This is a genomic window from Staphylococcus felis (genome assembly GCF_003012915.1).
Lineage (GTDB): Bacteria > Bacillota > Bacilli > Staphylococcales > Staphylococcaceae > Staphylococcus > Staphylococcus felis.
Map to the genome: position 1 here is coordinate 2,269,131 of NZ_CP027770.1, position 26,332 is coordinate 2,295,462.

Below are 26,332 nucleotides of genomic sequence, written 5' to 3' on the forward strand. Positions count from 1 at the left end.
ACATCTATATTAAGTCACATGTAAGGACGAGACACAGATTAAAACTTCTAACACTCTCTTTCGGTCTCGTTCTTTAATGACTATTAACCGCACTAAATCAGTTTATTCTCCATTGCATATATAGCTGCTTGAGTACGATCAGTTACATTTAATTTACTAAAAATATGACTCACATGCGTTTTGATTGTTTTTTCCGAAACAAATAATGTTTGTGCAATTTCTTTATTTGTTTTTCCTTTTGCCATTTCTTTTAACACTTCAGTCTCTCTTTTAGAAAGTTTATTCATCATATGTGGTTTTTTGATAACTGTGTCCATCACTTGTTGTGCATCTTTATGAATCATTTTTGTCCCACTTAGAACAGATTTGATGGATAACATTAATTGTTCTGGATCAACATCTTTCATCTCATAACCGTCAGCGCCTTCATTCATTGCTGACAAGACATGCTCTTCATCTACATAACTCGTAAGTACAAGTATTTTTATATTGGGGTAATTGCGTTTTAAATGATGTATCAATGTAATTCCATTCATTCCTGGCATTACTAAATCTACTAAAATAAGTTCTGGTTGAATCACTTGATTGTCGAGGTCATCTAATAGCATTTGCCCATTGTCATAACTGCCAACTACCTCTATTTCTTCTTGAGTTGACAATAAAAATTCTAAACCTTGTCGAACAATATAATGATCATCGACTAGTGCAATTTTCGACATAGTTGTCACGCCTTTCTTTCATTATAACGGTATTTGAATTTGAATTTTTGTACCTTGGTAACTATCGATAGCGATGTGTCCTTTTAGAATATTCACACGTTGTCTCATATTTGAAAGGCCGTGGTGCGATTTTTCATCAATATTCGCCATGTCAAAACCTATACCTTCATCAACAATCTTTATGAATAATCCCTCATCATTTTGATTTAAGTCAATCAAAACAGCATCTGTCTTTGCATGTTTTTTTGTATTATTAATGGTCTCTTGCAAAATACGATAAACATTTGTTTCGATATTATTTTCTAAGTCTATTAAACCATGTACTTCAATCGCTAAATTGATATTTATCAAATTCGCATATTCTTTCAGTGCATGAACAAGTCCTTTTTCCAGTCCCACCGGTTTAAGTTGCCATATAAGCGCTCTCATTTCATTGACAGCATTTTGACTCGTTTTTTCGATTTGATGAAATGCTTGTTTTGACGTCGGTTCTTTAGACATTTGTCCCGCTGCATGTGCTGTTAGTTTTAGTGAAAACAACATTTGGTTAACCGAATCATGCAAGTCTCTAGCTAAACGATTACGTTCATTCATTCTAGCTGCTTCTTTTTCTTGATCAGTTAAATAAATGCGTTTAATAGCCGAACCAATTTGAAAAGCTACAGACTCTAACAATTCTAAATCTTCATCGCTATACCGTATTGTATGAGGGGTTGCAACATTTAATAGACCAAATTGTTCATGACCTGATCGGAGTGGCACTGTTGCATGATGTGTAATGTCCTCTGTTTCATCTCTGTATTCATGGCTGGCTAAATTAATTCTTGAGCAATTAATAATATTAGACGCTTTCGTTAGTTTTTTATTATGATAAGCTTGGACACACCAACATGTTCCTTCTCTCATATATTTACAAGATTGATTTGTTAATGCTTTTGGTAATGCAAATTTTGATTCTAACGTATGTTTTCCATCGTCATCAATAAAGAAAATCCATCCTGTCGTAAAATCGCTACCTTGAATTAAATAATTAATCGCACCATCTAACATTGATTGAATTTCTGTCTCTTCATTTAAAAATTCGGCTAATTCTTTAAGTAATGCTAAATGTGTGGGTTTTTTCATTTTTTCACCCCAATAGTTTTGATTATAAATATATTATACACATTTGAAATATAGTAAAAAACTATAATGACATGTATCATTGAGAGAGTTTATGGTATGATAAGTGAGAATATAAGGAGGATTACATGAAATTTACTGTTGCTGAACCTTTTCATAATATGACCATTCGTGACATTTTAAAATCTTTAAAATTACCTAAAAAGGAATTACATTTTTTGAATATGTCAAAAGCTATCCAAGTGAATCAACAGCCTTCGCAATTAAATGCGATAGTTAAAGAAGGCGATATAGTCTCGTTACCAGAAAATGATATTGAAAGTCAATATTTACCAAGTTATCGCTATGCAACTATTGTGTATGAAGATGAATACTTAGCTGTCGTTTTAAAACCAAAGGGCGTTAAAACACATCCAAATGATTTAAAAGAGAGCAACACGCTTATGAACCATGTTCGCTATACACTCAATTGCCCATATGTTGAACCTATTCATCGATTAGATCAAGAGACAGTCGGATTACTAATTGTCGCCAAAGACCCAATCGTTAAGAAAATTTTGGATCGAATGCTTGAAGATAATGAAATCCATCGCATTTATCGTGCACAAGTTAGAAGTTTGTTGCCAATTAAGCCTCAAACAATTGATATGCCTATTGGAAAAGATAAATTCCATCCAAATAGACGCCGCGTATCACCAACCGGTCAACGTGCAATTACACACATTATTGATTCAAAAATGATTGAAGAAGGTATTTGTGAGTTAAAAATAAAGTTAGATACTGGACGTACACATCAAATTCGTGTCCATTTAGCCGAGATAGGTCATCCTGTTATAGGAGACCCACTATACAGTGATTCAAAACTACGTCAACTTCAACTTGAAAGTTATATGATTCAATTCAAGCATCCTTTTACACAACAAGACGTTACTGTGTCACTAGATGACATTAAATAACAAACCATAGAAAAACCGCGCTATAGTTCGTTTGATGAGAGACTATAGTGCGGTTTTAAATTTATGATTTATTAAACCTATTCCGGAAGCGCTTAATCCATCTCGATTTCGGCTTCACTGGCTGTCCAATTTCAACTATATTTTCTTTAGTCAAGTTTAAACCAAATTGTATCGCTTCATCCATAAGATGTTCTTGAGAATTTAAACTTGGCAAATCATTTTTAATATAATGATATACCCCGTTTTTATCCTGATATCGTCCTTTCTGATTATCAGAAAGTTGCAATTGCATGTAGTCTACAAGCCTTTTAGCAATTTTTTTGTTTAAAATTGGGAAAAGAATTTCTACACGTTTAATCATATTACGTGTCATCATATCTGCAGAAGATAAATATATCTTTTCATCCCCATTGTTATAAAAATAATAGATTCGAGAATGCTCTAACAACCGGCCTACTATACTAACCACTTCAATATTTTCACTTACACCTGTGATTCCAGGTTTTAGACAACAAATGCCTCTAATAATCAGCTGAACTTGAACCCCTGCTTGAGAGGCTTCGTATAATTTTTTGATTAAAGCTTTATCCGTTAGAGAGTTCATCTTCATCATCATTTTACCATTGCCATATTTTTGATGACTTTCGATTTCTTCATCTATTCGTTCAATAAATAAATCTCGAATTTCATATGGTGCAACAATGAGTTCTTGATATTCTGGTTTAATGGAGTATCCACTTAAATAGTTAAAGAAACTCATCGCGTCTTGACCGATTTTTTCATTCGTTGTAATAATTCCCATATCAGTGTATAACTTTGCTGTTTTATCATTATAGTTTCCAGTACCTAGATGAACGAAAGGAATAAGTTTACCATTAATCCGCTTGACAACTAAAGTGATTTTACTGTGTGTTTTAAGATGTGTCATCCCGTACATGACATGACAACCCGCATCTTCAAGCATTCTCGCCCACTGCACATTATTTTCTTCATCGAATCGTGCTTTTAACTCGACTAAAACCGTGACCTGTTTACCATTTTCAGCGGCATTTTTTAATGCTTCAATAATTGGTGAGTCACTACTCACACGATATAATGTCTGTTTAATTGCCATTGTATCTGGATCCTCTGAAGCATCACGAATAAAATCAACAATCGGATCAAATGATTCATATGGATGATGGAAAAAGATATCTCTTTTTAAAGCTAAATCATAAATGTTTCTATTCCCTAATGATTGCGGCGGTTGTGGTGTATACCTTGGATATTTAAGTTCTTTTAGCTTGTGAGATAAATGGCCTACAAGATTAAACAACATTGTTAAATCTAACGGACCATTTGTATGATAAACATCTTCAGGTCCTAGCTCTAACGTTTCAATCAACCATTCTACATTTTGCTTTTCATTCATGCGATTGTCAATTTCTAGTCGAACTGCCGCACCACTTTTACGTTCTTTTAAAAACCTTTCTATTTCGATTAATAAATCTTCCGCTTCATCTTCATGTATTGTCAAATCAGCATTTCGTGTAATTCTAAACGTATACGTATTAAGGATTTCATACCCATTAAACAAATAACCCATAAAATATGAAATGACATCTTCAATTAATATAATATATTGCTTATTTCCGTCATTAATAGTCGTAAATCGATCTAATAATGTCGGGATTTGAACAATTGCTGAGTTGATTTCATCTCCTGTATCAATATCAACAAATATATTCAAAGTTTTATTATTTAATTTCGGAAAAGGTCGATAGGCATCTATTCCTAAAGGTGTTAGGGTAGGTAATATGTCACTTAAAAATTCTTTTTCTAATTGTTCAATGATGTTATCATCTAGCTCTTCAGGGTGACATAAGTACACATCATACGTTTTAAGCGCATCAATTAACGCATTAAATCGATTATACTGAAATTCTACATTCTGTCGATTTTTCTTTTCAATTGCTTCAAGTTGTTGAATCGGAGTTAATTGAGCTTTATTTTCTGGTTTATCAAACCCCATTTTAACCTGATCTTTCAATCCAGCAACCCTCACCATAAAAAATTCATCTAAATTTGAACTTCCTATAGCTAAAAAATTTAATTGTTCTAATAGAGGATTGTTACTATCACAAGCTTCTTGTAGTACTCGATAGTTAAAGTCTAGCCAACTTACTTCTCTATTATTGTAGTAACTGGGATCATTTAAATCGTATTTGTCTATTTCATTTGTCACTTTATTTACTCACCTCATTATTAAACATCAATATTTTGACTGTGAATAGTAATAGCGTAACATATATATTTATAATAATTGAGTAGTTTTCTTGTTAAGATTTTGTAAAATGAATTGTCAGATTTTCTTTAATTACTTTTTCAATATGCTTTTTTTGGCGATTGGACTGATACTCTTCAGCAATCGGTTCACCATGATAAAACACCGATAATTGATAGCCATTTTTTTCTTTTCGTAGCTCAACATCATCCACTACGTTGGTGTTTGATATATTCATTGCATTCGCAAACTTAATGATGCCACCTAATGTTTGAATATCACTTAATTCATCTTCAGTAAACCATCCTGTTTCATCACTATATAGTTTTAATAATGTCTTATTTTTAAAACTCGCTAATAACGCTAATCTTACACGGTCTTTATGTGTGAGCCCGTTAATGCTTGAATTGGCAATGATGTAGTACGTATGTTGCGAACTAGAGTCAGAATCAATAAATTTACCTAAATAATACAAGTACGCCGCTTGGATAAATAATACCTTCAATTTTTCATCTATATCCACTTTTTGCTGATCCATTAATTGATCAAGCAATGACTTTGTTAACTTAACTCTTTGTTTCGCACCAGTTGGCTCAATTTTGTATTCATTTGCAAGGTGACGTAATGCATCTTCCAAAACATGATTTTTTCTAAATTCTTTTGGATAATTTTTGGCAATTTGGTTCATGATAAACCCTTCACGTATCCCTTTTCGAGAAAAAGTAAAGGCTTCTGCATCCATTATTTCAAATAACACATTAAATACAGTGACAGCAGGTAATATAATGTCAGCGCGATCACGACTTAATCCGTCTAAGTTATTTAAGTCATCCCGATCTGATTTCTTAAGAACATTTAAAACGCCTTTTAAATCTTTTTTTGTCATGGTATAACCATGTACGCCTGCAATCGGATAGTGATACAAAGATTGATGAATACGTGCACAATTTCGTGCTGAACCACCAATTCCAATAAGCTTTATTTGTTTATTTTCAAGCCAATTCACTTTTGTAAATGCCTCTTTCAAAAACTTTTCCATTTCTTTCATTGCATCTTTATCATTATGCTCTTTATTTTTAAAAAACTTTTCTTTTAATGTGACAACTCCAAATGGAAAACTAATCGCTTCTTTAATATTCTTTTCATTAAAATACGTTAGCTCTGTTGATCCTCCACCTATATCAACGGTTATACCGTCTTGAACACTCGTCGTATGTGTCACAGCATAAGAACCGTAAAATGCCTCATCTTTTTCTGGAATAATTTCAATATCCAAACCAACTTCTTTTTTTACACGCTTGATAATTTCTTGACTATTATTAGATTGACGAATTGCAGCAGTGGCAATAGGATACAACCGGCTAACGTTAAAGTTGTCGGCAACTTTTTTAAAGCTGTGTAATGCTTCAATGAGCGTTCCTATTCCTTCCTCAGTCATTTGCTGCTTTTCTGTTAAATATTGGCTCAGTCTCGCGGGTGTTTTAATATTTTGAATTTCATTTAATCCTGTATTCATCTCAAACTCAAATATGACGAGTCTAATTGTATTCGAACCAATATCTATTAACCCATTTCTTTCCATTTGCGTCGTGTACCTCCTCGACTATTTAGGATGTACCATATTTTCAGGTTTAATCCACTCATCAAATTGTGCTTCAGTTAAATGGCCAGACTGAATAGCTGCTTCTTTTAATGTCAATCCTTCTTTATGCGCTTTTTTGGCTATTGATGCCGCATTTTCATAGCCTATATGTGGATTAAGTGCAGTGACTAACATTAATGATTGATTTAAATAATTATCAATATGTGCTTCAATTGGCTCAATACCTACAGCACAATTATCATTAAATGTATTCATACCATCTGCTAATAAGTAAATTGATTGTAATGTATTATGCAAAATCACTGGCTTAAATACATTTAATTCAAAATTCCCTTGTGAACTTGAGAAACCAACAACTGAATCATTTCCCATAACTTGAACAGCTACCATTGTTAACATTTCGCATTGTGTAGGGTTCACTTTACCAGGCATTATAGATGAGCCAGGTTCATTTTCAGGAATTGAAATTTCTGCTAAGCCTGCACGAGGGCCTGAAGCGAGCCATCTAATATCATTAGCAATCTTCATCAAATCACCAGCTAAAGCTTTCAAACTACCATGTAATTGTACAACTTCATCGTGTGCTGTTAATGCGTGAAATTTGTTTTTAGACGATACAAAAGGATAACCTGTATTCTCTGCTATATACTTTGCTACTTTATCCCCAAATTCAGGATGAGCATTGATACCAGTGCCAACTGCTGTACCTCCAATTGCAAGGTTAAGAATATGTTTCTTAGAGTCGTTTAACAATGATTCACAAACGTCAAGCATATGGCGCCAACCACTTATTTCTTGACCTAAAGTTATAGGTGTTGCATCTTGCAAATGTGTTCTACCAATTTTAATAATATCTTGATATGCATTCTCTTTTTGATAGAAAGTATCACGCAAACGTTTTAATGCTGGCTCTAATTGAGTGACAACTTCTTGATAAAGTGCTACATGCATTGCAGTTGGAAACGTATCATTTGAACTTTGTGATTTGTTAACATCATCATTAGGATGAATATGTTCATCACTATGATGTTCTTTCAAGTAAGTATTCGCAACATAACTCACAACCTCATTGACATTCATATTACTTTGCGTTCCACTACCTGTTTGCCATACAACTAAAGGAAAGTGTGTATCAAGTTCCCCTTTTAAAATTTTGTCACATGCATATACGATTGCATCTTTTTTCATATCACTTAATTGACCTAATTCATGGTTAGCTAAAGCGGCACCACGCTTAAGTTGAGCAAATCCATAAATGACTTCAATTGGCATTTTCTCTTTACCAACAGGAAAATTTTGTTTACTTCTTTGCGTTTGAGCACCCCAATATTTATCAGCCGGTACCTCAATTTCACCAAATGTATCATGTTCAATTCTTACTGACATATTCATTCGCTCCCCTTTTTTATGGTTATGACTTTCTTCAATTAAATTATATCATTAAACGAAATATTCATTCAATTGCCTTAAGCACGATATGTCCATCTAAAATAAAAAAACCTATTTGTTTCAATTATCAAATTGATAAATCAAACAAAATAGGTTGCGCTACTGATATTTTAATTTTACTGCCTGAACGACACTTATTGCAGATAGTATGTACAATATCAGCCCAATGCCCAAAGTAACAGGACTCAATATAATTAAACTTCCTAAAAACCCTGTTAACTGGTTGTAGAAATCATCTAAATATATATACAATGCAACAGTTATCGCAATACAACAAATCACACTAATAACGATACCTTTTTGGTTACTTTGGATAAAGGTTTGTGCTGTAACATCTTCACTAACCAATCCATTTGAAAGATTGAGTTGAAGTTGTACAACTTTAAAAAGTACCGGTAAATAAAGTGTGCCTAAAGCTAGTGGAAATCCTTTGATAGATAAAATATTAATAATAAATGATATGATAATGAAGACAACCCAATAATGACTTAATTTCATAAGTAAGTCCTTTCTTTTATTATGAATTTCATTTAATTTTTCTTAATTTCACAATTGATGATAATAAAAAGCTGAGCTCCTAATCAGACATATAGCTCAGCCTTTAATATTATCATTTATCAGAACGCACTGCTTGATTATGGTCTTGATTGAGCTTTTCTTGGTCATTTTCTTCAGAAATTTGTTCCATCTCCTTACCAAGTTCTACCATATCGTCAAAACCATCGACCATTTCATTATCATAATCTTTTTTGTCTTGATACATTTGTATGACCTTCTTTCTTAAGCATATAATGAAGTGAAATACGAACGGACATCTTCAGGTAGCCCTTGTGCAGCAGCTTCATCTAAAACCACATTGACCATTCTATGCTGTTTAAGTGTCGATGGGATAAAACTTGTATTCCCATTTTCTTCATATAGTTTTTTTACTAAATCTGCTTTGTAGTCACCAGTGATAACTAAAATAATTTCACGAGCAGGGAGTATACCTTCTTTCATCCCTACACCAAGATAACCTTTTTGATCTATTGTCACAACTTGAAGCGTTAATTTACCTTTATTATTTTTTGTTTTAGCATGGTGCTCGATAAAACTCTCCACTTGCTCTTCTTCTGCAATTTCATGCACTTGTTTTTCTGGCACACCTAAAGCTTTATAGTAAGATGTTTTTTTATCGTAATCTAAAATATGAATTTGGCTAAAATCTACCGCATGATCATCAACGCTTTTTTTCAACGCTTCTAGTACTGGCGCATCTTCATTATTTAAGTGAATACCTGCGATTGTAGTCGGATTATTATTAAATTGTTTTCTAATAATATCAGCTGTATAAAGCGCTGCTGTATCTGCATCTTTAAAAATTTTAAAATTCATTGCCATATCCTTACACTCCTCTTATTATGCTTATTAATCTTTTATATTATTACATACATACCCTCATCAAATCGATTTTAAAACATTACACTTAGCAATATCAATCATTTTCCCTGAATATCACACTTATTATGACAACCCAGGATAATTTTGTTGACGTAACGCCTCATATATTAAAATCGCGGCCGTATTTGATAGGTTTAAAGCACGAACGTTATCATTCATTGGAATTCTTAAAGCTGTATTTTCGTACTTATCCTTAACCCAACCTGGCAAGCCAGTTGTTTCTTTACCGAAAATAAAATAATGATTTTCATTTGTATCTGTGAAGTCTTGTGATGTATGCGTTTTAGATCCAAATTTAGTTAATAGATAATATGTCCCATCCGTTTGTTCAAAAAACGCTTCGATACTATCATAATATGTAATATCGACATACTGCCAATAGTCCAAGCCCGCACGTCTTAACATTTTATCATCAGTACTAAAGCCTAATGGTCGAATAAGATGTAACTTCGTATCCGTTGCTGCACAAGTACGTGCAATATTTCCAGTATTTGCTGGAATCTCAGGTTGATATAACACTACATTGATTGTCATAATTAGATTCTCTCCATTTCTAATCCTTTAATAATTTCATGACGAACTTCTTCAATTTCATTTTCAAAATGCCTCAATAAATAGTCTTGTTGGTTTTCACCATCAATTTGTCCAATAGCCCAAAATGCAGTGCCTCTAATCATTGGGCGAGGATCATGTTCTGCAACTTCTTTTAAAGTTGGAATAGCTGTCATTTCTTTGAAGTGCGCCAGAGCAATAATAGCATTTCGTTGTATTGGCTTTTTACCTCGCCATGCCCCTGCCAAATGACCAAATGTGTTTTTAAATGTTTTGTTATTCATTTGCAATAACGGAATTAATCGCGGTTTTAAAATATCGGGCTCTAAAATGATATCGTCTTGTTCAGTATTAATTCCTTTATTTTTAGGGCAAACTTGTTGACACGTATCACAGCCATATAAACGGTTACCTATTTTGTAGCGATATTCATCTTGTAAATAACCTTTAGTCTGAGTAAGGAAACTAATACATTTTTGACTATTGAGCTGACCATTTCCAACTAGAGCACCCGTTGGACATCGATCAACACATATCGTACAATCACCACAACTATCCATTAATGGATCATCTGGAGGAAATGGAATGCTCACTAACATCTCACCTAGGTATGTCCACGTACCAAGCTCAGGACTTATAATAAACCCATTACGACCTGTAAAACCTAATCCTGCTCTTTCTGCAACTGCACGATCTGATAAAACTCCCGTATCAACCATAGACATTATCTCAACGTCAGGAACCTTAGATTGAATGAATTGTCCTAATAAATCTAATCTTTTTCGCATAATAGTATGATAATCTTGACCCCAAGAAGCGCGAGCAAACATACCACGCCGATCACCTTTCGTACTTTTAGGAGCATTTTTTAATTTATTAGGATATCCCACTGCAATAGCAATAATTGAGCGGGCTGTTGGCAATGATAATTTAGGTTCTGTTCTCAAATTAATATCCGATTCCTCAAAGCCTGAAGCATACCCTTTACTATGATACGCTTTAAGCTTTTGCTTTAATTCATCAAATGGATCTGCAGTTGTAAAGCCAATACTGTCAATCCCAATAGTATAAGCATATTCAATTACTTCTTTTTTTAAAACTTTCACATCCATTAAAGACACCTCTTTAAAGTCACCACATTATTTTATCATATTTTAGAATGACAGGGTGATGATGTATAAAGATTTGTGCATATTTGAAAACAGAAAACAGAAATATGAAGTTGGATCAAAAGCAATAGTAGGACTTTAAAGTCAAAGTTGCTTCACAATGACTTTCATAGTTTGAAACATCATGTATTTATATCCTAGTATTTTTTGAAATACTGTTTATTGTTTCACAAATAGAAATATCGTATGCCTCTACTCTCAACAATCAAACAGCGCCTTACCTTCATATTTCCGTATTCATCATTTATAGTACACGTTTAAGAAAATTTTTCGTTCTATCCTGTTGAGGGTTATTAAAGATATCTTTTGGATCACCTTCTTCTACAACTATACCATCTGCCATAAATACAACATGATCACTTACATTCTTTGCAAAGTCCATCTCATGGGTGACAACGATCATTGTCATTCCCTCAGATGCTAATTTTTTCATCACATTCAGTACCTCTCCAACAACTTCAGGATCTAATGCAGAAGTAGGCTCATCAAACAATAGGACATCGGGATTCATAGCCAAAGCTCTTGCAATTGCAACCCTTTGTTTTTGTCCTCCAGATAATTGATTGGGATATGTTTCTGCTTTATCCTTTAAACCTACTTTGTCTAATAATTCTATAGCCTGATGTTTAAGTAACTCTTTTTGACCTTTATTTAACAATTTCGGTGCTAGTATGATGTTGTCAATGACTCGCTTATGTGGAAATAAATTAAAATTTTGGAATACCATTCCCATATTTTGTCTTAACATATCAATTTTAATATGTTTCGAAGTGATATCTTGTCCTTCAAATATAATGCTACCACTTGTTGGTGTTTCAAGAAGATTAAGGCACCTGAGTAATGTACTCTTTCCACTCCCAGAAGGCCCTATTATAGCTACTACTTCCTCTTTTTGAACTTCCATTTCAATGCCCCTTAAGACATCGTTATCACCATAAGATTTATATAAATTATCAATTTTAATCACTGGCCTTCAATCTCCCTTCAAAGTAATTCATGATACGCGATAAAGTAAAGGTCAATATAAAATATAATATTGCAGCAATGATTAACGGTGTAAAAGGATCAAATGAGGCACCTTGTACCACTTGCGCATTAAACATTATTTCACTCACACCAATTACAGATATAATGGACGATTCTTTAATCACTGTCACAAATTCATTCCCCAACGCCGGCAATATATTTTTTATTGCTTGAGGCATAATGACGTGGCGCATAGTTTGTCTATAATTTAAGCCTAAGCTTCGTGCTGCTTCGGTTTGTCCCTTATCTACAGCATTAATGCCCGCACGTATAATTTCAGCAATATAAGCTGAACAGTTAATGACTAATGCAATCGCTCCACATATGAATGCTGATATATCCCAACCTAATACTGCTGTTGTACCAAAATAAACTAAAAAGACTTGTACAAGTAATGGCGTTCCTCTCAAAAATTCTATATAAATCGTTGAAAACCATTTTAAAATTCGAATCGAACCAATTTTCATTAACGCAAAAAATGAACCAAAAATCGCTCCAAAAGCGACACCTATGATTGAAATCAATATTGTATTTTTTAAGCCAGTCACAAAAAATGAACCATACTTCGAAATAAAGTTGCCATCATTTTGCATCGCATCAGCAGCGTTCTTTTCATATTGAGCTAATAAGTTTTGATTTTTAATTTCTTTGATAGATCCGTTAACTCTATCCATCAGTTCAGGTGACTCTTTAGGCAAGGCTATCGCTGTCTGTTTTTCAGAATCTGCAAATGAAGCATCTGAAAAAGTAAGGTCTTTATTTTGTTGTAAATATGCTTTTCCAACCGCGCTGTCCATCACCATCGCATCAATTTTATTACTTTTTAACGATAGAATGACTTCAGGCAAACGTGTTAGTGATTGTACATCAGCTCCCTCAATTTCCGTTTGGGCTAATTCTTCTTGGGTTGTTTGTTTTTGTGCGCCGATTCGTTTATTTGCTAAATCTTCAAGAGACTGATACTTCTGTTTATCCACTTTTCGAATGACTACTTTTTGTTCCACTGTCATATAGTTATCTGAAAAATCAACTTCCTTTTTTCTTTCTGCTGTTGGTGTCATGCCTGAGATAATCATATCAATCTTTCCAGTCTTCAAAGCACCTAATAAACTATCGAATTGCATGTTCACAATTTTTAATTGCACATTATGATCTTTAGCAATTTTTTTCGCAATTTCAATATCTATTCCTGCATATTCCCTTTTTCCTTTTACCGTTCTTTCAAACTCCATCGGTGCATAATCTGCTGATAGCCCGACTCTAAGTTCACCCCTTTCTTTAATTTTCTCCCACTGATCTGTAGACGCATGAACCTGGTTGTCATACGTGAAAATAGAGCTTAACAATACACATATTACTATAAAACTTTGTGCAATCACTTTGACCATGCAATATCCCCCTTTCGATTTTACATTATTATACATTTTATTGCAATATTATGCAATACTGAATAAAAAAAGATTGAGATATGACAGCATGTCTTGTAAGAAAAAGCCTAAAAATGCCTTTTCAACATATGCTCATCTCAATCTTAAATACCCTTAGCTTTGTTCAATTTCAAAACGGTATATTTGATCTGTATAATTTGGGATAATGCGTTTTGTAAATGTATGGACAAAAAAACCTACTGTAAATGGAATAATAAAATATGCAAGTAGGAGTAGAAGAATATTGATAAAAGGATCCCCATCCATTCTATTAAATGCATTAATAGGTCCAACAAAACCTGTATAACCAAAACCAGCCGACATCGGTGTACCTTGAATATTTACAAAATAAGCTACAAACCCTGCTACAATTCCATTTATCATAAGAGGAACTGCAATAATAGGGTGTTTTAAATATACAGGTATCATCATTTTAGCTGCCCCAATTAACAAAACAACATTGACACCTACTTGATTAACACGCATTGAACCAAATAAAAAGGTAACACACGCTGCAACAATTCCCATATTGGCCGCACCACTTCCTAAGCCAGTTAATGAAATCGCTGTAGCAATCGCAACTAAAGAAATAGGGGTAACCATTAACAACGCAAAAACGACTGCAATCAGTATACTCATTAATAATGGATTAAGTTCTGTAAACGTGTGTATAATATGCCCTAGTGTTTGCGTAATGCGACTGACATAGGGTAATGTCATTAGACCGATTCCTCCACCTATGATTGGTATGATAACAGGCAATACAATCATCTCTAAAGAACCAAATTTACCTTTAAGCAATAAATATAATCCACAAGAAAGGCTAACAGTCAACATCACATTGATAATGTCACCAATACCTTGCAATATAATGATATTATCTTGAAACTTAACAGCTCCTGAACCTAACATAGTTGCCGTTCCGACAAACATGATGCCAGGGCCAGATATTTTTAAATGATATGCTGCTAATGCGCCAATGATAAATGCCATAAACGATTGTATGGTGATGACAAGTTGAAAGATCAGTTCTAAAAATTCATTACCATTTTTAAAAAATTTAAGTAATTCTCCTAACAGCGCATTTGGTAATAATGCGATAACAACTCCGGCACCCACTGCATTTAAAATCACACTCAAAAAGGACGCTTTTTTTTGTTCGTTTTTCACCAAGTTCGTCTTCCTCCTCAATATATTATACTAATAATAATATAGATATAATCCAGAAACAATAACATATTAAACTATATTGTCTAAATAGGAAAAGACAATGAATAATCTTGTCAGATATTAAAATATTTATTTGTACGTATAATACGCTAATATGCATCATTTATAGATAAAAGTTGATTGATAAAATGATCAAACTTATCTTTTGTCACATTAAGTTTAATAGCGAGCCCCGACTCTGTAGCTACATTCGCATACCTTAGACCAGAATCAATGTTAACATATACCACCAAATCCTCATCACCAAAATGAAGAACAGTCAAATGAAAGTCAGGCTCAATAAAATAGTATTCTGATATTGGAGTGTCATATTTAACCCCCTTCAAATTGTCAAAATCACTATCAAATAAGGCTATTTTTAACTTATATTTTATATTTTCAACTGTAATGAAAACATCAAAATAATAGATTCGCTCACCCTCTTCAACTAATGAATTCCTGAGCACAACAGATAAAGACGACTGACTATACGCATACGCATTATCCTTTAATGTTATATATTTACACTTCATATTATCATTCCTTCGATTATATTTAATGACCTTTCCTAACAAAAGATACAGTTTTACTAAATGATTTGATTAAAGCTCTATATTATTTAGGATTAAAAAGTAAATCATTGATCCTAAATAGGATAAATCTATTACTTTATGCACGTAACTTTTTACAGCTAATTTCAAAAAAGAGGTTAAGCAACTTTACGCTGCTCAACCTCTGTATGTTTACTCACCAGTCCGATTTGCAAAGAGCCTGAATATATCACCGACCGTTAAAAATATAGAGCCAATAAAAGGTGCACTTAGAGTTACTAAGCACATCCTTTTAAAACTATTTACATCTTGCATAAGCAGTAGCAAACAGAATAGCAGCATTTCTCGCTTTGTTACGATATTTTTTGCTATATTTCTTATTTTGGGCAATTTTTACTGCTTTTGCAATGAACGGTGTATCACAATTACATTTTCCCCAACCATGTTTTGCATAACATTCATCATGAGCTTTACAAGCTGCATCTAACCTATCTATCGGTTTTCCACCATTATTACCTTTCCCACAGTAGTTACCATGATACATCGGTAACTTAGCTCTCAAAAGACTATGACTAGGTTTTTCTCCTAATTCATTTTTACCGTATACTCTCTTATAGCTTCTTTATCTTCTTCGCTTAAATTATCGTTTTGCATTTTTTCTTCATTTGCCTTAAACCCAAAACTGTCAGACATCATATATGATTCGTAAAACCTACCTGTTTCTGCATACTTTTCAATAATTTCGTCAGTTGAGCTATTTTCATTTACTTCAATGGTTTTGTCGGAGTTTGCAGTTACCTCTTCAGCTTGAGCAATAAAGGGAGACACTGACATGTTTAACAACATTAATAAAGCTATTAATTTAAAAAAAGATTTTTTCATAAAAAAACTCCTATCCTTTACTTTGGCGGTATTCCAAAAAACAAGAAGAAAAACAAAATTGGTAGAACTATTAATAAACTAACTAATGACAGGGACAAACTAATCAGCCAAGTCTTTAAATTTCTTTTATTAATCAAGCATAAAATGGCTGATGCAATTAATAGTATTGAAGAAGTTTTGATATATAAACCCATAACATCTCCGCCCTCATAATTAAAATTTGGAACTGGCACAAATAATAGTATTAACAACAGTACATTATTCAATACATGTAAGCCATACATTATTTTCCTCAAAAAATCACCACCTAATATCAATATAAATTTTGTTCTACATTATTTATGTCATATTAAGATTGTAAATTTTTTTAATGTTATTTTACAAATCTAAATAAATCATATCAAAGGTTAATACAGACTTCACTTTAATTCTTAAAAAGTTATAACTTTTCATTATGTGAGAAAAGTTTATAACTAATATCCTTGTGTAACAGACATTGAATTCACTTTATCATTTACTATAAGAGCCAAATAACATTGCATTAATCGAACTTAAGTTCTACGATATATAATGTATAACTAATTATTGTAAGATACCATGCCACTTGCTTAACCCAAGAATACCCAAAGGACGTGGCTTTGTGAAATGACAACCATTTAAAACAATCCAAGAACAAAACGAAATGATAAAACAATAGGGCTACATGTACATAAAAACGTAAAGGCATTACTATACAAGGTCAATTAACATATACTCCCAGTTTTTGTATGTGTTGTGGAATTCAAAATGATACCCATTTAATTATTAAACATGGCCTTCGTAAAACGAAAGTTTATATGGGATTAATTTTTGAAAGGCCTGCATATTTAAATTTGAAGAAACAGCGGTTTTACTGTAAAGCTTGTAATCAAACTTTTACAGCTGAAACATCCTAAACGATTTCTAAGGTGATTTGTAAGTGAATATAAAAAACGCATTAAACAACAAAATAGCGTTGCTTAATGCGTTATCGTCTCACCAACCACGTTGACAAAGAATCAGGATCACCCGTAAAACGGGTGGTTTGCTCTTGGGCTATAAGCCCGCTTTACCGGCTAGCGTCTAAAGGCGCTGGCTTTTTCATTTCATGCTCAAGCCAAAATGCCATTGTCTCTTTAGCTAGCCTCTAAAGAGGCTTTTGACTAACTTCAATAACCCTTAAAAGGGTCTTCATATTCTCTTACGCTCAACTTATCAATCGCTTTATCGTGTTTTTCTTGGTTCTGTATATATTTTTTTATTGTGGCTTCATTTAATCCAACTGTACTTACATAATATCCTTCTGCCCAAAAGTGACGATTTCCAAATTTATATTTCAAATTTGCATGTCTATCAAATATCATCAAAGCGCTTTTACCTTTTAAATACCTCATAAAGCTTGAAACGCTTATTTTGGGTGGGATGCTCACTAATAGATGTACATGATCTGGCATCATATGTCCTTCTATAATCTCCACACCTTTGTATTTGCACAATAACTTTATAATTTCAATAATTGATGGGCTGTGTTGATTGTATATGATTTTTCTTCTATACTTTGGAGTAAATACAATATGGTATTTACAAATCCATTTTGTATGTGCTAAACTCTTGGCTTTATTAGCCATAACAAATCCCTACTTTCGTTATTAATTTGGCTTGAACACCTTAATTATAACGCTAAGCAGGGATTTTTTTAGTATAACTTTTGTTGCCCACCCGCATAGCAGGTGGTTTATTGTTTCGCACGTTTTACGTGCTCAACTGACTGAAGTCATTAATTAAAATAAAAGCCCCTAAACACAACGTTTAGAGGCTTTATTTGATACCGGTGGTCGGGGTCGAACCGACACGTCTGTAAAGACACGGGATTTTGAGTCCCGCGCGTCTGCCAATTCCGCCACACCGGCTTAATGACGGTATTTATACCGATTTATTACGCCAAAGATTCGTATACACTTCACGGGATTACGAAAATGTACGACAAAAGCGCATGTATGTATTATATTACGGGTATTAAAATACGTCAATAGTTTTCATCTATAAAATGCGTATTGTTCGTATTTAGCTTGAATTTCTTTTGCTTGTGATTCGACAATTTCGCACGGGATTTTTAATCTGATGAACACGCAATAAGACACCGAGAAATACTTTTCCCCGATGCCTTATTTTAGCGATTGGTGTTCGCTATGATTTATTCGAATTGTACACGGATGTACACTGTTGAAAATCGCATAGTTTTACGACTTTCTACCATTATATATAGACGCTTTTAGGTTATTTAATTTTCCCCAAAGCGGACCCACTTCGTTCGTGTAAGGATTCCACGTTCTAATCGGAAGATATACTCTATCTCCTTCGTAGCTATCATACGCTACCCAAACGTATCCCGATTGTTTTATCACTTCGTCATACTCTATCGTAGCCCCCGCCGGAAGTTTACCGGCTTGATTTCCCGGAGTTAAAAACGGACCGACGTACCACGCTTGGATTGGTTCATTTCCGTTTATAAACGTTGCTTTTTCGTTCTTCCACCAAGATCCGTATTTATTACGTTTCCAGTTAGTTTGCGGTTTTTCCGCTTCACGCTTATGTTTTTCTACTTTTTTCTCAACATGTTCCGGCTTAACTGTTTTCACAATCTTATCGTCGATCTTTGGAATCTCGCCACCATCGTAGTAGTGTTTGATTCGTTTGATGAAATAATCGACTAATTTATTACGATTAGCAGCTGTGTTTGGAGCTCCTACTCCAACGTGAATGTCCCAAGAACGATGAGGACATGACGTAGCAAAGTATTGACGATGCAATCTTACCGTATTTCTATTTACTGGTAACTTATACGACTTCATAACTGCTGCAGCTGTCTTTAAAGTCGCCTCTTCATTTTCGATAAACTTCTCATCACTTATGTGCCCCGGATAGCTCTCACACACTTCAAATCCGATTAAGTTGCTATTCGCCCAAAAATTAGCACAGTGCCACTCAATATAATTTGTCGGATGATACCATAATACTTCATTTCGGTTTACATACACACTTGCAAAGCCGTTAACGTGAGTTCCGTTTTGTTCGCGCGAGTATAGCCAAGGCAAATACTGTGACGGCGTTTTACTTCCGTAGTCATTGTGTATAACAACCCCCGAAATAGATTGCTTTGGTAACGTTATCTTATTACCGTTAATGTGGTTAGAGTAAATATGCTTCAAATCGTCACTACCTCCGTTTTCAGATTTATCGACATCTTGGCCGAGCTTTGTGATGTCATATTTTTCGATTGGTATACCAGAACAAATCTCTTTTTTCTCATTTAATAAGTCCGTTCCCTTAGGACGCAGTTGTAAGTGAAGATGTACTGCCATTGGATTGTCGTAATAGTTTGACGACCCTTGTAGACCGACAACATCTCCTTGTTTTACCTTGTCCCCTTTAATAAAACGAAGAGAGTGTCGTTGTAAATGCCCATATATCCAATCATTTCCGTTTGCGTCTCTAATCTCGATAGTTCCTCCGAAATTACCGTGAGTTTCGGAGGTTATGACAGTGCCGCTAGTAACTGCCGGTACATCATTTGTATCGTTACTGTATAAATCGAAAGCCCGATGGTAACCTCCGCAGAATGCATCATAGTTAATGCCTTTTTCTGTGTAGTTCCGATAACCATAATTATTCGGATAATTATCGTAAGTTCTAGGATCGGAGGATATTTTCCAACCTTTAGACGTTAAATAATCTATCGCTGTTTTCATGCAGGCCTCCCCCTATCCACGTACTGCACGCTCTTTTTCAATTTCAACCGTATCTTCCCCGTTCTTAATCTGACGCTTCATTTCACGTCCTACTTTTGTTCCTATGCGTGCTTCTTCCGTGTGATTGTTATTTTTGTAGTACGCTAAAAAACCAACTACAATAGTTACTGCCGATGAAACTAAATTTTCAACTTGTCCTTCTTCAATAGGTAATGGGCTAAGTCCTTTCGCTGCTAAAACTTGGTTTACTAAAGCTAAAATTAACAACGATAATCTAATCCATGTTCCTGTGTCTTTCGGTAACATTAAATCTACCTCCGTTTAAATTTCGTTTTATTTGGCGTCGTATTTATTTAAAATCTTTTGCCGTTTACGTTCTTCGCTTTCATCTATCATTTGAAAAATATCGTGCAATATAAACGCTAGTACACCAACCATAAAAACTGTGAGCAAGTTCGGATAATTTACGATAGCGCTAGTTGTTAATATCGCTAAGTACGCAAAACTAAGGATTAAGATTACGATACTGACGTTTGTCAATCGAACATAGAACGAAGCAAACACCGCCGTGCCTAAGGCGAAAGATACCCACATTAAATTACGTTGGCTTTTAAATACGTTTATACTACCTTCCTGTATCGCTCCATTTGGTATCGAGAATAATTTGGGGTCTACTAGCAACGTTAGCCCAATTCCGAATAATATAAATAGCAATATTATTTCCGATTTCTTTGGTCGTCTCAAACTTTCGCACCTCCGTTCTATTAAATTTTTAATCCGAGTTTATAAAGTATAAATCCGATAATCCCTGTAACTATTGTAGAAACAGCTGTCTTTTTAATCGTCTTTCTTGTTTCTGTGTCCGAGTCTATTACCGTCTTTACTTTCGATAAATCTTGCGTAACTTGGCGATCAGTATCTTCGAGCTTTATTACTCTGTCTTTTAACTCGTCTATCTGCGTGTCGATGTAGTTGAATAACGCTTTATATATTTGATTCTCTACTTCGGTTATAAGCCGTTTAATCACGCTGCGACCGCCTTTCTTTTCGACTGACTAATCATCGGATGTTAAATTTTCTATTTCCTGTTCGAGTTCTTCGACCTTTAGTGCACACTTCTCAAACTGCAATTGTAATAACGCACTCCGATCCAGTTCTTCGAGCAGTCTTTGTCGGTATATTTCGTACAGTATTTGGTAATCCGTCGGGTTAACTACTAGATTATTGTCCATACAAAGCCTCCTTGTTTGTGTTTTACGAGCCTCTATTCTCTAATTCGTCTATTTTGGAAATAACTTCTTGCAACGCTTTAGCAATTACGTTTGTGTAACTGTAAATATCTATGCTGCTTCCGTTAGCTAAAACTTCACGTGGTGCTTCGTCTACAATTAAGCCGATTTGCCATTGATCATTTACCGTTTTCTCTCCACCAGACAAACGTTTGTACTCTCTTATCTTCAAGCTTCTTACAATGTCACTGCCGTTTCCTTTAAACGATACTATATCTCGTTTTAAACTTCTTTCGGATGATTGACTAAATGCAGATGCGCTAATGCCATAGTAATTATTGCGTGCATCTGCCACATGGACGTTTGCTCCTTTAGGATTGAGGTATATTCGACCTCCATTTGTTTCAAGAGCAACTCTAGTGTCGGAATATAACGTCAATCCCGAATAATTTCCGTCTGAATATCTTCGGCTATGGAACTCGATTGCTCCCGATGTTCCTTCTTTGATGTAATCGCCTGAACCGTCCCATTGAGTTGAAATTCCCATGTCTGAATAGTATACAGACCAATCTTTATCGTCGTTACGTACCCTGAACTGTCCGTCATAAATCATCGCTCTAATACGGTCATTAGACTTCTTGCCGAACCACTCGCGCCTTTGTATCCCCCGAGATATAAGTTCGCTCCCTTTTAGTGATATATAATGATCGTTATCGGCGTCAGTATATAACGTCCCTCCTGTAACAGTACTACCGTAGATGTCAGTTCCGTATATTTTTCCTCCACGGATTTCCGTCCCTCTGATTCTGATAGAATCGATAGTACCGCTTGTAATAGCATTAGCAGTAATTCCGTCAGATGTAGCAATAACTTCCGCTGTATTACCTCCATCTTTCGAGATAAACCATCCAGCGCTATTTAGACCGACAACATTATTAGGATTATTTTTATCGACTGCATAAATACCATTTTCTAACGTTAGTTCCGTATCAACCGACATTATTTTTCGTAACATTTCTTTTGACCGCTGATCTAAAACGTCGAACTGCAATTCGAGAGTGCCGTCGAGAAGTGCATTTAAGCTCGCAACTGCTGATGATAACCGACTAGCGTATCTTCTACCGAGTCTTTTATTGCCAAAAGTCAAGTTAATATTTCGGACATTGCCATTAGAATAACGTTCAATAACTATATTAACGATCCGTACTTCCTGATTTAGCCCGATGCGGCTATCATTGATAAAAACTCTGTCTCCTAACTCCGGTTGTGCGTAGGGATACCCCTGCTTACGTAAGTCTTTGACATCGGCACTTACCGAAATTGTAACGCTATTGTCGATAACTTCTTTCATAGCTTTTTGAACAGTAGACCGTTTCTTATACGATCCTTTCGCTACCATCGGTGCATGTCTACGTCCTAATATTTTAGCTAAAGGAGATTCATATTCCATCTTTATTTTCGCCTTTTTAATAACAGAGCGCTCATCATTGTCAGGGTAATCTCCGAAGCCTTTTACGTAAGTATATGTCGATGTACCGTCAGTTTCTTCCTGAACGTTAGAGGCGTTTAATTTATATCGGTACTCAAATGATGTGTCTCTTCCGATATATTTTTTGATGTAAAACGTTGTGCCTGAAATGTAAAACTCCGCTCCAAATCTGTCGAGAAGTCTTTTGAACGACTCAAGCCGAGTTTCCCCGTCCCCAAATCCTTCTATTTCTATTGCGTTAAATGTATCAAGCAATACAAAAGAGTATCTGGTATCGGAAAATACTTTTTCAAATCCTTTATCGGAAGTAAGAGACCCGTCAAAACGCTCATATGTTCTAGTTGTATCGAGCACGTCTAATGCTTTATGAACCGCTCTTACATCGATGTAAAACGAGTGTCCTTTCGATTGTTTTTTAGCGTAGACTATTTTGTAAGTGTCTCCGTAATAATCCACTTCCCACATCGTGTCAATTTCGTTTATAAATATATCGTTTACTTTATTTGGCGAAATTGTGAGCTGTACCGATTGATTACCGTTTAACTCTAATGTTTGCTGTGATGGAGCTGAAACGATAAACTCATCGCCTATTAAATTTCGTAAGACAATGTCGGACATCTACGCTCCTCCTTCGAATCCTCTAAAGTATAACTGTTTGTATTGCTGATAAACGTGTTCCTCTATCGCCCCTTTTTCGACAAAGTGCTTCGGATCCATTCCTGCTTCGAAAAATAAAATCATCATTTTTACGTTACTCTCGTAAAAAATATCTTTCATTTTATTCGACCCCTTTCACTGTATTTAATTCGGATTGCAGTGCTAGTATCTGCTCCGATTGTTGCATAATCATATTCTGCAATATAGTGAATCGAGGAGGCGTTTCTTTGTAGTCGTAATCTTCCTCTTTGTATGATTCGTTTTTTAATATCTCGCCATTATTATAAACATAGTATGACGGTTGGAAATTATCGACAAAATCATCAGGCATTTTTTCCATTTGAATCGGAATCGATCCGTCCAAATCTCCTATTATTGCATATGCTTCGATTTCATTAGAATCGTTCAACTTAATCTTCAATAGGTCTCTTTCTTCCATTATTTAACCCCCACTATTTTGAGTATTTTAGGCACATAATTTTGGCCGGTTGCTGTATCAGACTCTACTCTTATAGAATCTCTTAGAATTAGTTTTTTAGGGTTATTTCCGTCAATATCTACAGAAGTTTCTATTAAAGATGCTCCTCTTCCGTTATTTCCTAAGTTGAATGAGCGTATAACAAAGTAATCCTTAATAATTCCGACTAAAACAGTGTCGTCTCCCCCAAAATGATTGATATAGATGATAAGATAGGAATACTTTTGAGGATCGTCCGAGAGGTTAATAGTTGCGTTTTCAGTCGAAACACTTCCTTTAAATAATTCAACCTGTGTTCCATCTGCAGGAATCCACTCTTGCCAATCATTGTAGAAGTATCTGTAAAAAATCTGACCGGAATTGTAAGGGCGATATTCAAAACGTTTCACTACCTCCGATTCACGAATGAATACTGACAAAAAACCACTTCTGCTAGTTGCTCCAGCAGGGATATTTTGAGTGTTAGTTAAATAATAAAACCCTGTTTTTAGGCCGTCTAAATAAGTAGTATCGGCTAAATCAACTTGTGAGAATGTGGCTATCCCACCTTCTTCGTCAGTAAGTTTATGCTTCTGCCATTCTTCTGCATCTTTCGGAGTTATAGCAGCTTTCTGCCATTCTCCCCACGTTGAGTTTTCAGGTTTTAATTTAACGTATACGTCTGTGCTATTGTAAGGATGATAAGACAATCTCGCTGTGCTGTCTGATCGCTTAATCATAACCACAAAACCGTATCTATTTACTCCTACGGGAAGGTTCGTTCCAACAACGTAGTAAAACCCCGTTCCTGTCAATGTATCGTCAGGATTATTAAAATCAACGTTTGCCCTGTAAAGGGTTGTTCCGTTATCTAAAGTAAGCTTAGATTTTTGCCATTCATCTGTGTCCGAACCCTTAACAGCCTCAAACTCTTCGATAGCTGCTGCTTTAGCTTCGTCAATTTTTGCGACACCGCTATCCGCAAGATTTTCTAATTCTCTTGCCTTATTTTGGTATTGCTCGTTAAATTCTTCCGTAAGGCTTTGTAAACGACCTAAAGTACTGGAATTACTTTCTTCGGCATTCGAGAGTATAGATTCTGCTCGGGAATTATACTCACTAATTAAATCTTCAAGTTCTTTTTTGAATGGAGAAAAAGGATCTAAATCAATTTTGTTAAATGGTTGCCATCCTGATTCGGTAAATGTATATACAGTTTGTTCATCTAAAACAGCTACAAGCGACCTAATTTTCGCATTGTCCGGCAATTGATTAAATGTCTCCACGGGTTCTAGCATTTTAATCGTATTAGATTCTTTTGTACGCTCCCAAGTCTGCTCTAGCAATCTTCCTTCTATTTTCGGAAGTTCCCCGTACAACTCTTCGAAATTATGTTCTATATTAGCCCTATTATCCCTGTTCCAAATACTTCCGATAGTTTTCCTAGACATTCTCAACACTCCTATTTATAGTAAAAATTAAAGTTTATGTTAACGGAATTGAAATTTAAGTTTTTTATCGATATTACATTTTCTCCGGGAACTAACGATAGGAAGTTACGATTAGAGTTTCTTGTTCTGTTCGTCTTTTCTACTAAAACATGGACTCCATCGATAGTTAATTTCTTATTTGTTATGGCGTCTTTATATATGAACTTATCTCCAGTCGTTAAGTTTGTGACAGTTGCGTTACCACTTGAACTTGCCCCTAAAAACGTTATCTCTAACGGAAACTCTTCCGGTGTGACTTCTACATTACCCCCGTTCCAGATAGAGAAAGTATTAGTGGTGTGACTATAACGCCTCATTTCATCGTTTATACCATCGGTCAAACCAAACATTTCCGCACTATCTACAAAATCACGATTGCTTAGATCTAACGTCGTATAAATTGTTTTTGCAAATGGTAGTTCCGTCGTCTCAAACTCGATCTCAATTTCTCCACCGTCATACAATTGCTCCGGTTCTAATTCATTTTTCATTCTCACGAGATATTGTTTTCCGTCAACATAGTTATTGTCTGTCTGTGCTTTATACTTCGGTGCTTGCCCGAAATCCACAAACTCGTATTCAAGCCGTCTAGGACGCCTCATTTCACGAATATAGTATGATTCTGTATCTGTTAGTATCCCATACACCTCATCACGTAAGTGAGCGTAATCATGTAAATCGAAATTCTTGAACTTCATCGGAATTTTGATTCGACGTACTCCATAATCTGCTCCGTAATCAACTAGACCGCTTCGTCCCTCGATTCTTTCGGTGTAGTTTTCTATCGTAATTGAGCTGACAACGAAGTCATAAACGACTCCGTAGTCAGATAATCGATACTTACTTCCATCTTTTTTTACGATTTCAACATCCAT

Annotated in this window: 27 protein-coding genes, 1 tRNA gene and 1 pseudogene; 2 read left to right on the forward strand and 27 right to left on the reverse strand. The window is 34.8% G+C overall.

The window, feature by feature from the left end:
* Nucleotides 1–92 precede the first annotated feature (92 nt).
* Nucleotides 93–719, reverse strand: a complete 627-nt coding sequence (locus C7J90_RS10655; protein ID WP_103209837.1) for a response regulator transcription factor — start codon at nt 717–719, stop codon at nt 93–95.
* Nucleotides 720–740: 21 nt separating this feature from the next.
* Entirely contained in the window at nt 741–1,844 is a 1,104-nt protein-coding gene (locus tag C7J90_RS10660) for a GAF domain-containing sensor histidine kinase (RefSeq protein WP_103209835.1), read from the reverse strand.
* Nucleotides 1,845–1,969: 125 nt separating this feature from the next.
* Between C7J90_RS10660 and C7J90_RS10665 the strand changes: the two genes are divergently transcribed.
* Complete coding sequence (locus tag C7J90_RS10665) at nt 1,970–2,797, forward strand: RluA family pseudouridine synthase (protein ID WP_103208502.1); 828 nt, start codon at nt 1,970–1,972, stop codon at nt 2,795–2,797.
* A 61-nt stretch (nt 2,798–2,858) separates the two neighbouring features.
* On the opposite strand, the gene C7J90_RS10670 is transcribed toward C7J90_RS10665, so the two are convergent.
* From C7J90_RS10670 to C7J90_RS10730, 14 genes are all read right to left on the reverse strand, one after another.
* The gene (locus C7J90_RS10670) at nt 2,859–5,021 is read right to left on the reverse strand and encodes an RNA degradosome polyphosphate kinase (protein WP_103208500.1); all 2,163 of its coding nucleotides are present in this window, start codon (nt 5,019–5,021) and stop codon (nt 2,859–2,861) included.
* 94 nt (nt 5,022–5,115) lie between these two features.
* Nucleotides 5,116–6,642, reverse strand: a complete 1,527-nt coding sequence (gene ppx / locus C7J90_RS10675; RefSeq protein WP_103208497.1) for an exopolyphosphatase — start codon at nt 6,640–6,642, stop codon at nt 5,116–5,118.
* A gap of 21 nt (nt 6,643–6,663) precedes the next feature.
* Entirely contained in the window at nt 6,664–8,049 is a 1,386-nt protein-coding gene (gene fumC, locus C7J90_RS10680; protein ID WP_103208495.1) for a class II fumarate hydratase, read from the reverse strand.
* A 162-nt stretch (nt 8,050–8,211) separates the two neighbouring features.
* Entirely contained in the window at nt 8,212–8,610 is a 399-nt protein-coding gene (locus C7J90_RS10685) for a hypothetical protein (protein ID WP_103208493.1), read from the reverse strand.
* A gap of 112 nt (nt 8,611–8,722) precedes the next feature.
* Nucleotides 8,723–8,875: an SAS053 family DNA gyrase inhibitor gene (locus tag C7J90_RS12015; protein WP_167389000.1), complete on the reverse strand. Its 153-nt coding sequence runs from the start codon at nt 8,873–8,875 to the stop codon at nt 8,723–8,725.
* Nucleotides 8,876–8,892: 17 nt separating this feature from the next.
* Nucleotides 8,893–9,492 carry a 6-phosphogluconolactonase gene (locus tag C7J90_RS10690; RefSeq protein WP_103208491.1) on the reverse strand — a complete coding sequence of 200 codons (600 nt, stop codon included), beginning with the start codon at nt 9,490–9,492 and terminating at the stop codon, nt 8,893–8,895.
* A gap of 123 nt (nt 9,493–9,615) precedes the next feature.
* Nucleotides 9,616–10,086: a tRNA (uridine(34)/cytosine(34)/5-carboxymethylaminomethyluridine(34)-2'-O)-methyltransferase TrmL gene (gene trmL, locus C7J90_RS10695; RefSeq protein ID WP_103208489.1), complete on the reverse strand. Its 471-nt coding sequence runs from the start codon at nt 10,084–10,086 to the stop codon at nt 9,616–9,618.
* A 2-nt stretch (nt 10,087–10,088) separates the two neighbouring features.
* Nucleotides 10,089–11,216 carry a tRNA epoxyqueuosine(34) reductase QueG gene (gene queG / locus C7J90_RS10700; RefSeq protein ID WP_103208487.1) on the reverse strand — a complete coding sequence of 376 codons (1,128 nt, stop codon included), beginning with the start codon at nt 11,214–11,216 and terminating at the stop codon, nt 10,089–10,091.
* Between the two features lie 301 nt (nt 11,217–11,517).
* Nucleotides 11,518–12,240: an amino acid ABC transporter ATP-binding protein gene (locus C7J90_RS10705; protein ID WP_103208485.1), complete on the reverse strand. Its 723-nt coding sequence runs from the start codon at nt 12,238–12,240 to the stop codon at nt 11,518–11,520.
* Nucleotides 12,233–13,687 (reverse strand): ABC transporter substrate-binding protein/permease, encoded by a 1,455-nt coding sequence (locus C7J90_RS10710; RefSeq protein WP_103208483.1) that lies wholly within the window; start codon nt 13,685–13,687, stop codon nt 12,233–12,235. The genes C7J90_RS10705 and C7J90_RS10710 overlap by 8 nt, the downstream gene beginning before the upstream one ends.
* Nucleotides 13,688–13,840: 153 nt before the next feature.
* Complete coding sequence (locus C7J90_RS10715; protein ID WP_106465145.1) at nt 13,841–14,899, reverse strand: PTS sugar transporter subunit IIC; 1,059 nt, start codon at nt 14,897–14,899, stop codon at nt 13,841–13,843.
* Between the two features lie 146 nt (nt 14,900–15,045).
* Nucleotides 15,046–15,468 (reverse strand): hypothetical protein, encoded by a 423-nt coding sequence (locus C7J90_RS10720; protein WP_103207888.1) that lies wholly within the window; start codon nt 15,466–15,468, stop codon nt 15,046–15,048.
* 316 nt (nt 15,469–15,784) lie between these two features.
* Nucleotides 15,785–16,030: a phospholipase A2 family protein gene (locus tag C7J90_RS11905; protein WP_142380697.1), complete on the reverse strand. Its 246-nt coding sequence runs from the start codon at nt 16,028–16,030 to the stop codon at nt 15,785–15,787.
* Between the two features lie 41 nt (nt 16,031–16,071).
* Complete coding sequence (locus C7J90_RS10730) at nt 16,072–16,368, reverse strand: hypothetical protein (RefSeq protein WP_103207890.1); 297 nt, start codon at nt 16,366–16,368, stop codon at nt 16,072–16,074.
* Nucleotides 16,369–17,055: 687 nt separating this feature from the next.
* On the opposite strand from C7J90_RS10730, the pseudogene C7J90_RS10735 reads away from it, so the two are divergent.
* Nucleotides 17,056–17,297: pseudogene (locus tag C7J90_RS10735) on the forward strand (transposase family protein); the annotation flags it as partial.
* Nucleotides 17,298–17,555: 258 nt separating this feature from the next.
* On the opposite strand, the gene tnpA reads toward C7J90_RS10735, so the two are convergent.
* The 11 genes from tnpA to C7J90_RS10785 all read right to left on the reverse strand — a co-directional run bounded on the left by tnpA (nt 17,556) and on the right by C7J90_RS10785 (nt 26,332).
* The gene (gene tnpA, locus C7J90_RS10740) at nt 17,556–18,014 is read right to left on the reverse strand and encodes an IS200/IS605 family transposase (protein WP_103207891.1); all 459 of its coding nucleotides are present in this window, start codon (nt 18,012–18,014) and stop codon (nt 17,556–17,558) included.
* Nucleotides 18,015–18,212: 198 nt separating this feature from the next.
* A tRNA-Leu gene (locus tag C7J90_RS10745) sits at nt 18,213–18,296 on the reverse strand.
* A 330-nt stretch (nt 18,297–18,626) separates the two neighbouring features.
* Nucleotides 18,627–20,135 (reverse strand): peptidoglycan DD-metalloendopeptidase family protein, encoded by a 1,509-nt coding sequence (locus C7J90_RS10750; RefSeq protein WP_103207893.1) that lies wholly within the window; start codon nt 20,133–20,135, stop codon nt 18,627–18,629.
* A gap of 12 nt (nt 20,136–20,147) precedes the next feature.
* Nucleotides 20,148–20,441 carry a phage holin gene (locus C7J90_RS10755; RefSeq protein ID WP_103207894.1) on the reverse strand — a complete coding sequence of 98 codons (294 nt, stop codon included), beginning with the start codon at nt 20,439–20,441 and terminating at the stop codon, nt 20,148–20,150.
* Nucleotides 20,442–20,468: 27 nt separating this feature from the next.
* Entirely contained in the window at nt 20,469–20,675 is a 207-nt protein-coding gene (locus C7J90_RS11910) for a hypothetical protein (RefSeq protein WP_158701924.1), read from the reverse strand.
* Nucleotides 20,676–20,899: 224 nt separating this feature from the next.
* Entirely contained in the window at nt 20,900–21,163 is a 264-nt protein-coding gene (locus C7J90_RS10765; RefSeq protein ID WP_103207897.1) for a hypothetical protein, read from the reverse strand.
* Between the two features lie 226 nt (nt 21,164–21,389).
* Nucleotides 21,390–23,471 carry a phage tail spike protein gene (locus C7J90_RS10770; protein WP_103207899.1) on the reverse strand — a complete coding sequence of 694 codons (2,082 nt, stop codon included), beginning with the start codon at nt 23,469–23,471 and terminating at the stop codon, nt 21,390–21,392.
* A complete protein-coding gene (locus C7J90_RS11915) occupies nt 23,472–23,630 on the reverse strand; it encodes a hypothetical protein (RefSeq protein WP_158701925.1) in 159 nt (52 codons plus the stop codon). It abuts the gene before it with no gap.
* A gap of 1 nt (nt 23,631) precedes the next feature.
* On the reverse strand, nt 23,632–23,949 hold the full coding sequence (locus C7J90_RS10775; RefSeq protein ID WP_103207900.1) for a DUF2977 domain-containing protein: 318 nt from the start codon (nt 23,947–23,949) through the stop codon (nt 23,632–23,634).
* Complete coding sequence (locus C7J90_RS10780) at nt 23,949–25,418, reverse strand: pyocin knob domain-containing protein (protein ID WP_103207902.1); 1,470 nt, start codon at nt 25,416–25,418, stop codon at nt 23,949–23,951. The genes C7J90_RS10775 and C7J90_RS10780 overlap by 1 nt, the downstream gene beginning before the upstream one ends.
* An 11-nt stretch (nt 25,419–25,429) precedes the next feature.
* On the reverse strand, nt 25,430–26,332 hold the full coding sequence (locus tag C7J90_RS10785; protein WP_103207903.1) for a phage tail domain-containing protein: 903 nt from the start codon (nt 26,330–26,332) through the stop codon (nt 25,430–25,432).

Bases quoted from the DNA above. Each gene is read 5' to 3' on its own strand.
- C7J90_RS10655 (WP_103209837.1), bottom strand. From the start codon at position 719: ATGTCGAAAATTGCACTAGTCGATGATCATTATATTGTTCGACAAGGT.
- C7J90_RS10660 (WP_103209835.1), bottom strand. From the start codon at position 1,844: ATGAAAAAACCCACACATTTAGCATTACTTAAAGAATTAGCCGAATTT.
- C7J90_RS10665 (WP_103208502.1), top strand. From the start codon at position 1,970: ATGAAATTTACTGTTGCTGAACCTTTTCATAATATGACCATTCGTGAC.
- ppx (WP_103208497.1), bottom strand. From the start codon at position 6,642: ATGGAAAGAAATGGGTTAATAGATATTGGTTCGAATACAATTAGACTC.
- fumC (WP_103208495.1), bottom strand. From the start codon at position 8,049: ATGTCAGTAAGAATTGAACATGATACATTTGGTGAAATTGAGGTACCG.
- C7J90_RS10685 (WP_103208493.1), bottom strand. From the start codon at position 8,610: ATGAAATTAAGTCATTATTGGGTTGTCTTCATTATCATATCATTTATT.
- C7J90_RS12015 (WP_167389000.1), bottom strand. From the start codon at position 8,875: ATGTATCAAGACAAAAAAGATTATGATAATGAAATGGTCGATGGTTTT.
- C7J90_RS10690 (WP_103208491.1), bottom strand. From the start codon at position 9,492: ATGGCAATGAATTTTAAAATTTTTAAAGATGCAGATACAGCAGCGCTT.
- trmL (WP_103208489.1), bottom strand. From the start codon at position 10,086: ATGACAATCAATGTAGTGTTATATCAACCTGAGATTCCAGCAAATACT.
- queG (WP_103208487.1), bottom strand. From the start codon at position 11,216: ATGGATGTGAAAGTTTTAAAAAAAGAAGTAATTGAATATGCTTATACT.
- C7J90_RS10710 (WP_103208483.1), bottom strand. From the start codon at position 13,687: ATGGTCAAAGTGATTGCACAAAGTTTTATAGTAATATGTGTATTGTTA.
- C7J90_RS10720 (WP_103207888.1), bottom strand. From the start codon at position 15,468: ATGAAGTGTAAATATATAACATTAAAGGATAATGCGTATGCGTATAGT.
- C7J90_RS11905 (WP_142380697.1), bottom strand. From the start codon at position 16,030: ATGTATCATGGTAACTACTGTGGGAAAGGTAATAATGGTGGAAAACCG.
- C7J90_RS10730 (WP_103207890.1), bottom strand. From the start codon at position 16,368: ATGAAAAAATCTTTTTTTAAATTAATAGCTTTATTAATGTTGTTAAAC.
- tnpA (WP_103207891.1), bottom strand. From the start codon at position 18,014: ATGGCTAATAAAGCCAAGAGTTTAGCACATACAAAATGGATTTGTAAA.
- C7J90_RS10750 (WP_103207893.1), bottom strand. From the start codon at position 20,135: ATGAAAACAGCGATAGATTATTTAACGTCTAAAGGTTGGAAAATATCC.
- C7J90_RS10755 (WP_103207894.1), bottom strand. From the start codon at position 20,441: ATGTTACCGAAAGACACAGGAACATGGATTAGATTATCGTTGTTAATT.
- C7J90_RS10770 (WP_103207899.1), bottom strand. From the start codon at position 23,471: ATGTCCGACATTGTCTTACGAAATTTAATAGGCGATGAGTTTATCGTT.
- C7J90_RS11915 (WP_158701925.1), bottom strand. From the start codon at position 23,630: ATGAAAGATATTTTTTACGAGAGTAACGTAAAAATGATGATTTTATTT.
- C7J90_RS10775 (WP_103207900.1), bottom strand. From the start codon at position 23,949: ATGGAAGAAAGAGACCTATTGAAGATTAAGTTGAACGATTCTAATGAA.
- C7J90_RS10780 (WP_103207902.1), bottom strand. From the start codon at position 25,418: ATGTCTAGGAAAACTATCGGAAGTATTTGGAACAGGGATAATAGGGCT.
- C7J90_RS10785 (WP_103207903.1), bottom strand. From the start codon at position 26,332: ATGGATGTTGAAATCGTAAAAAAAGATGGAAGTAAGTATCGATTATCT.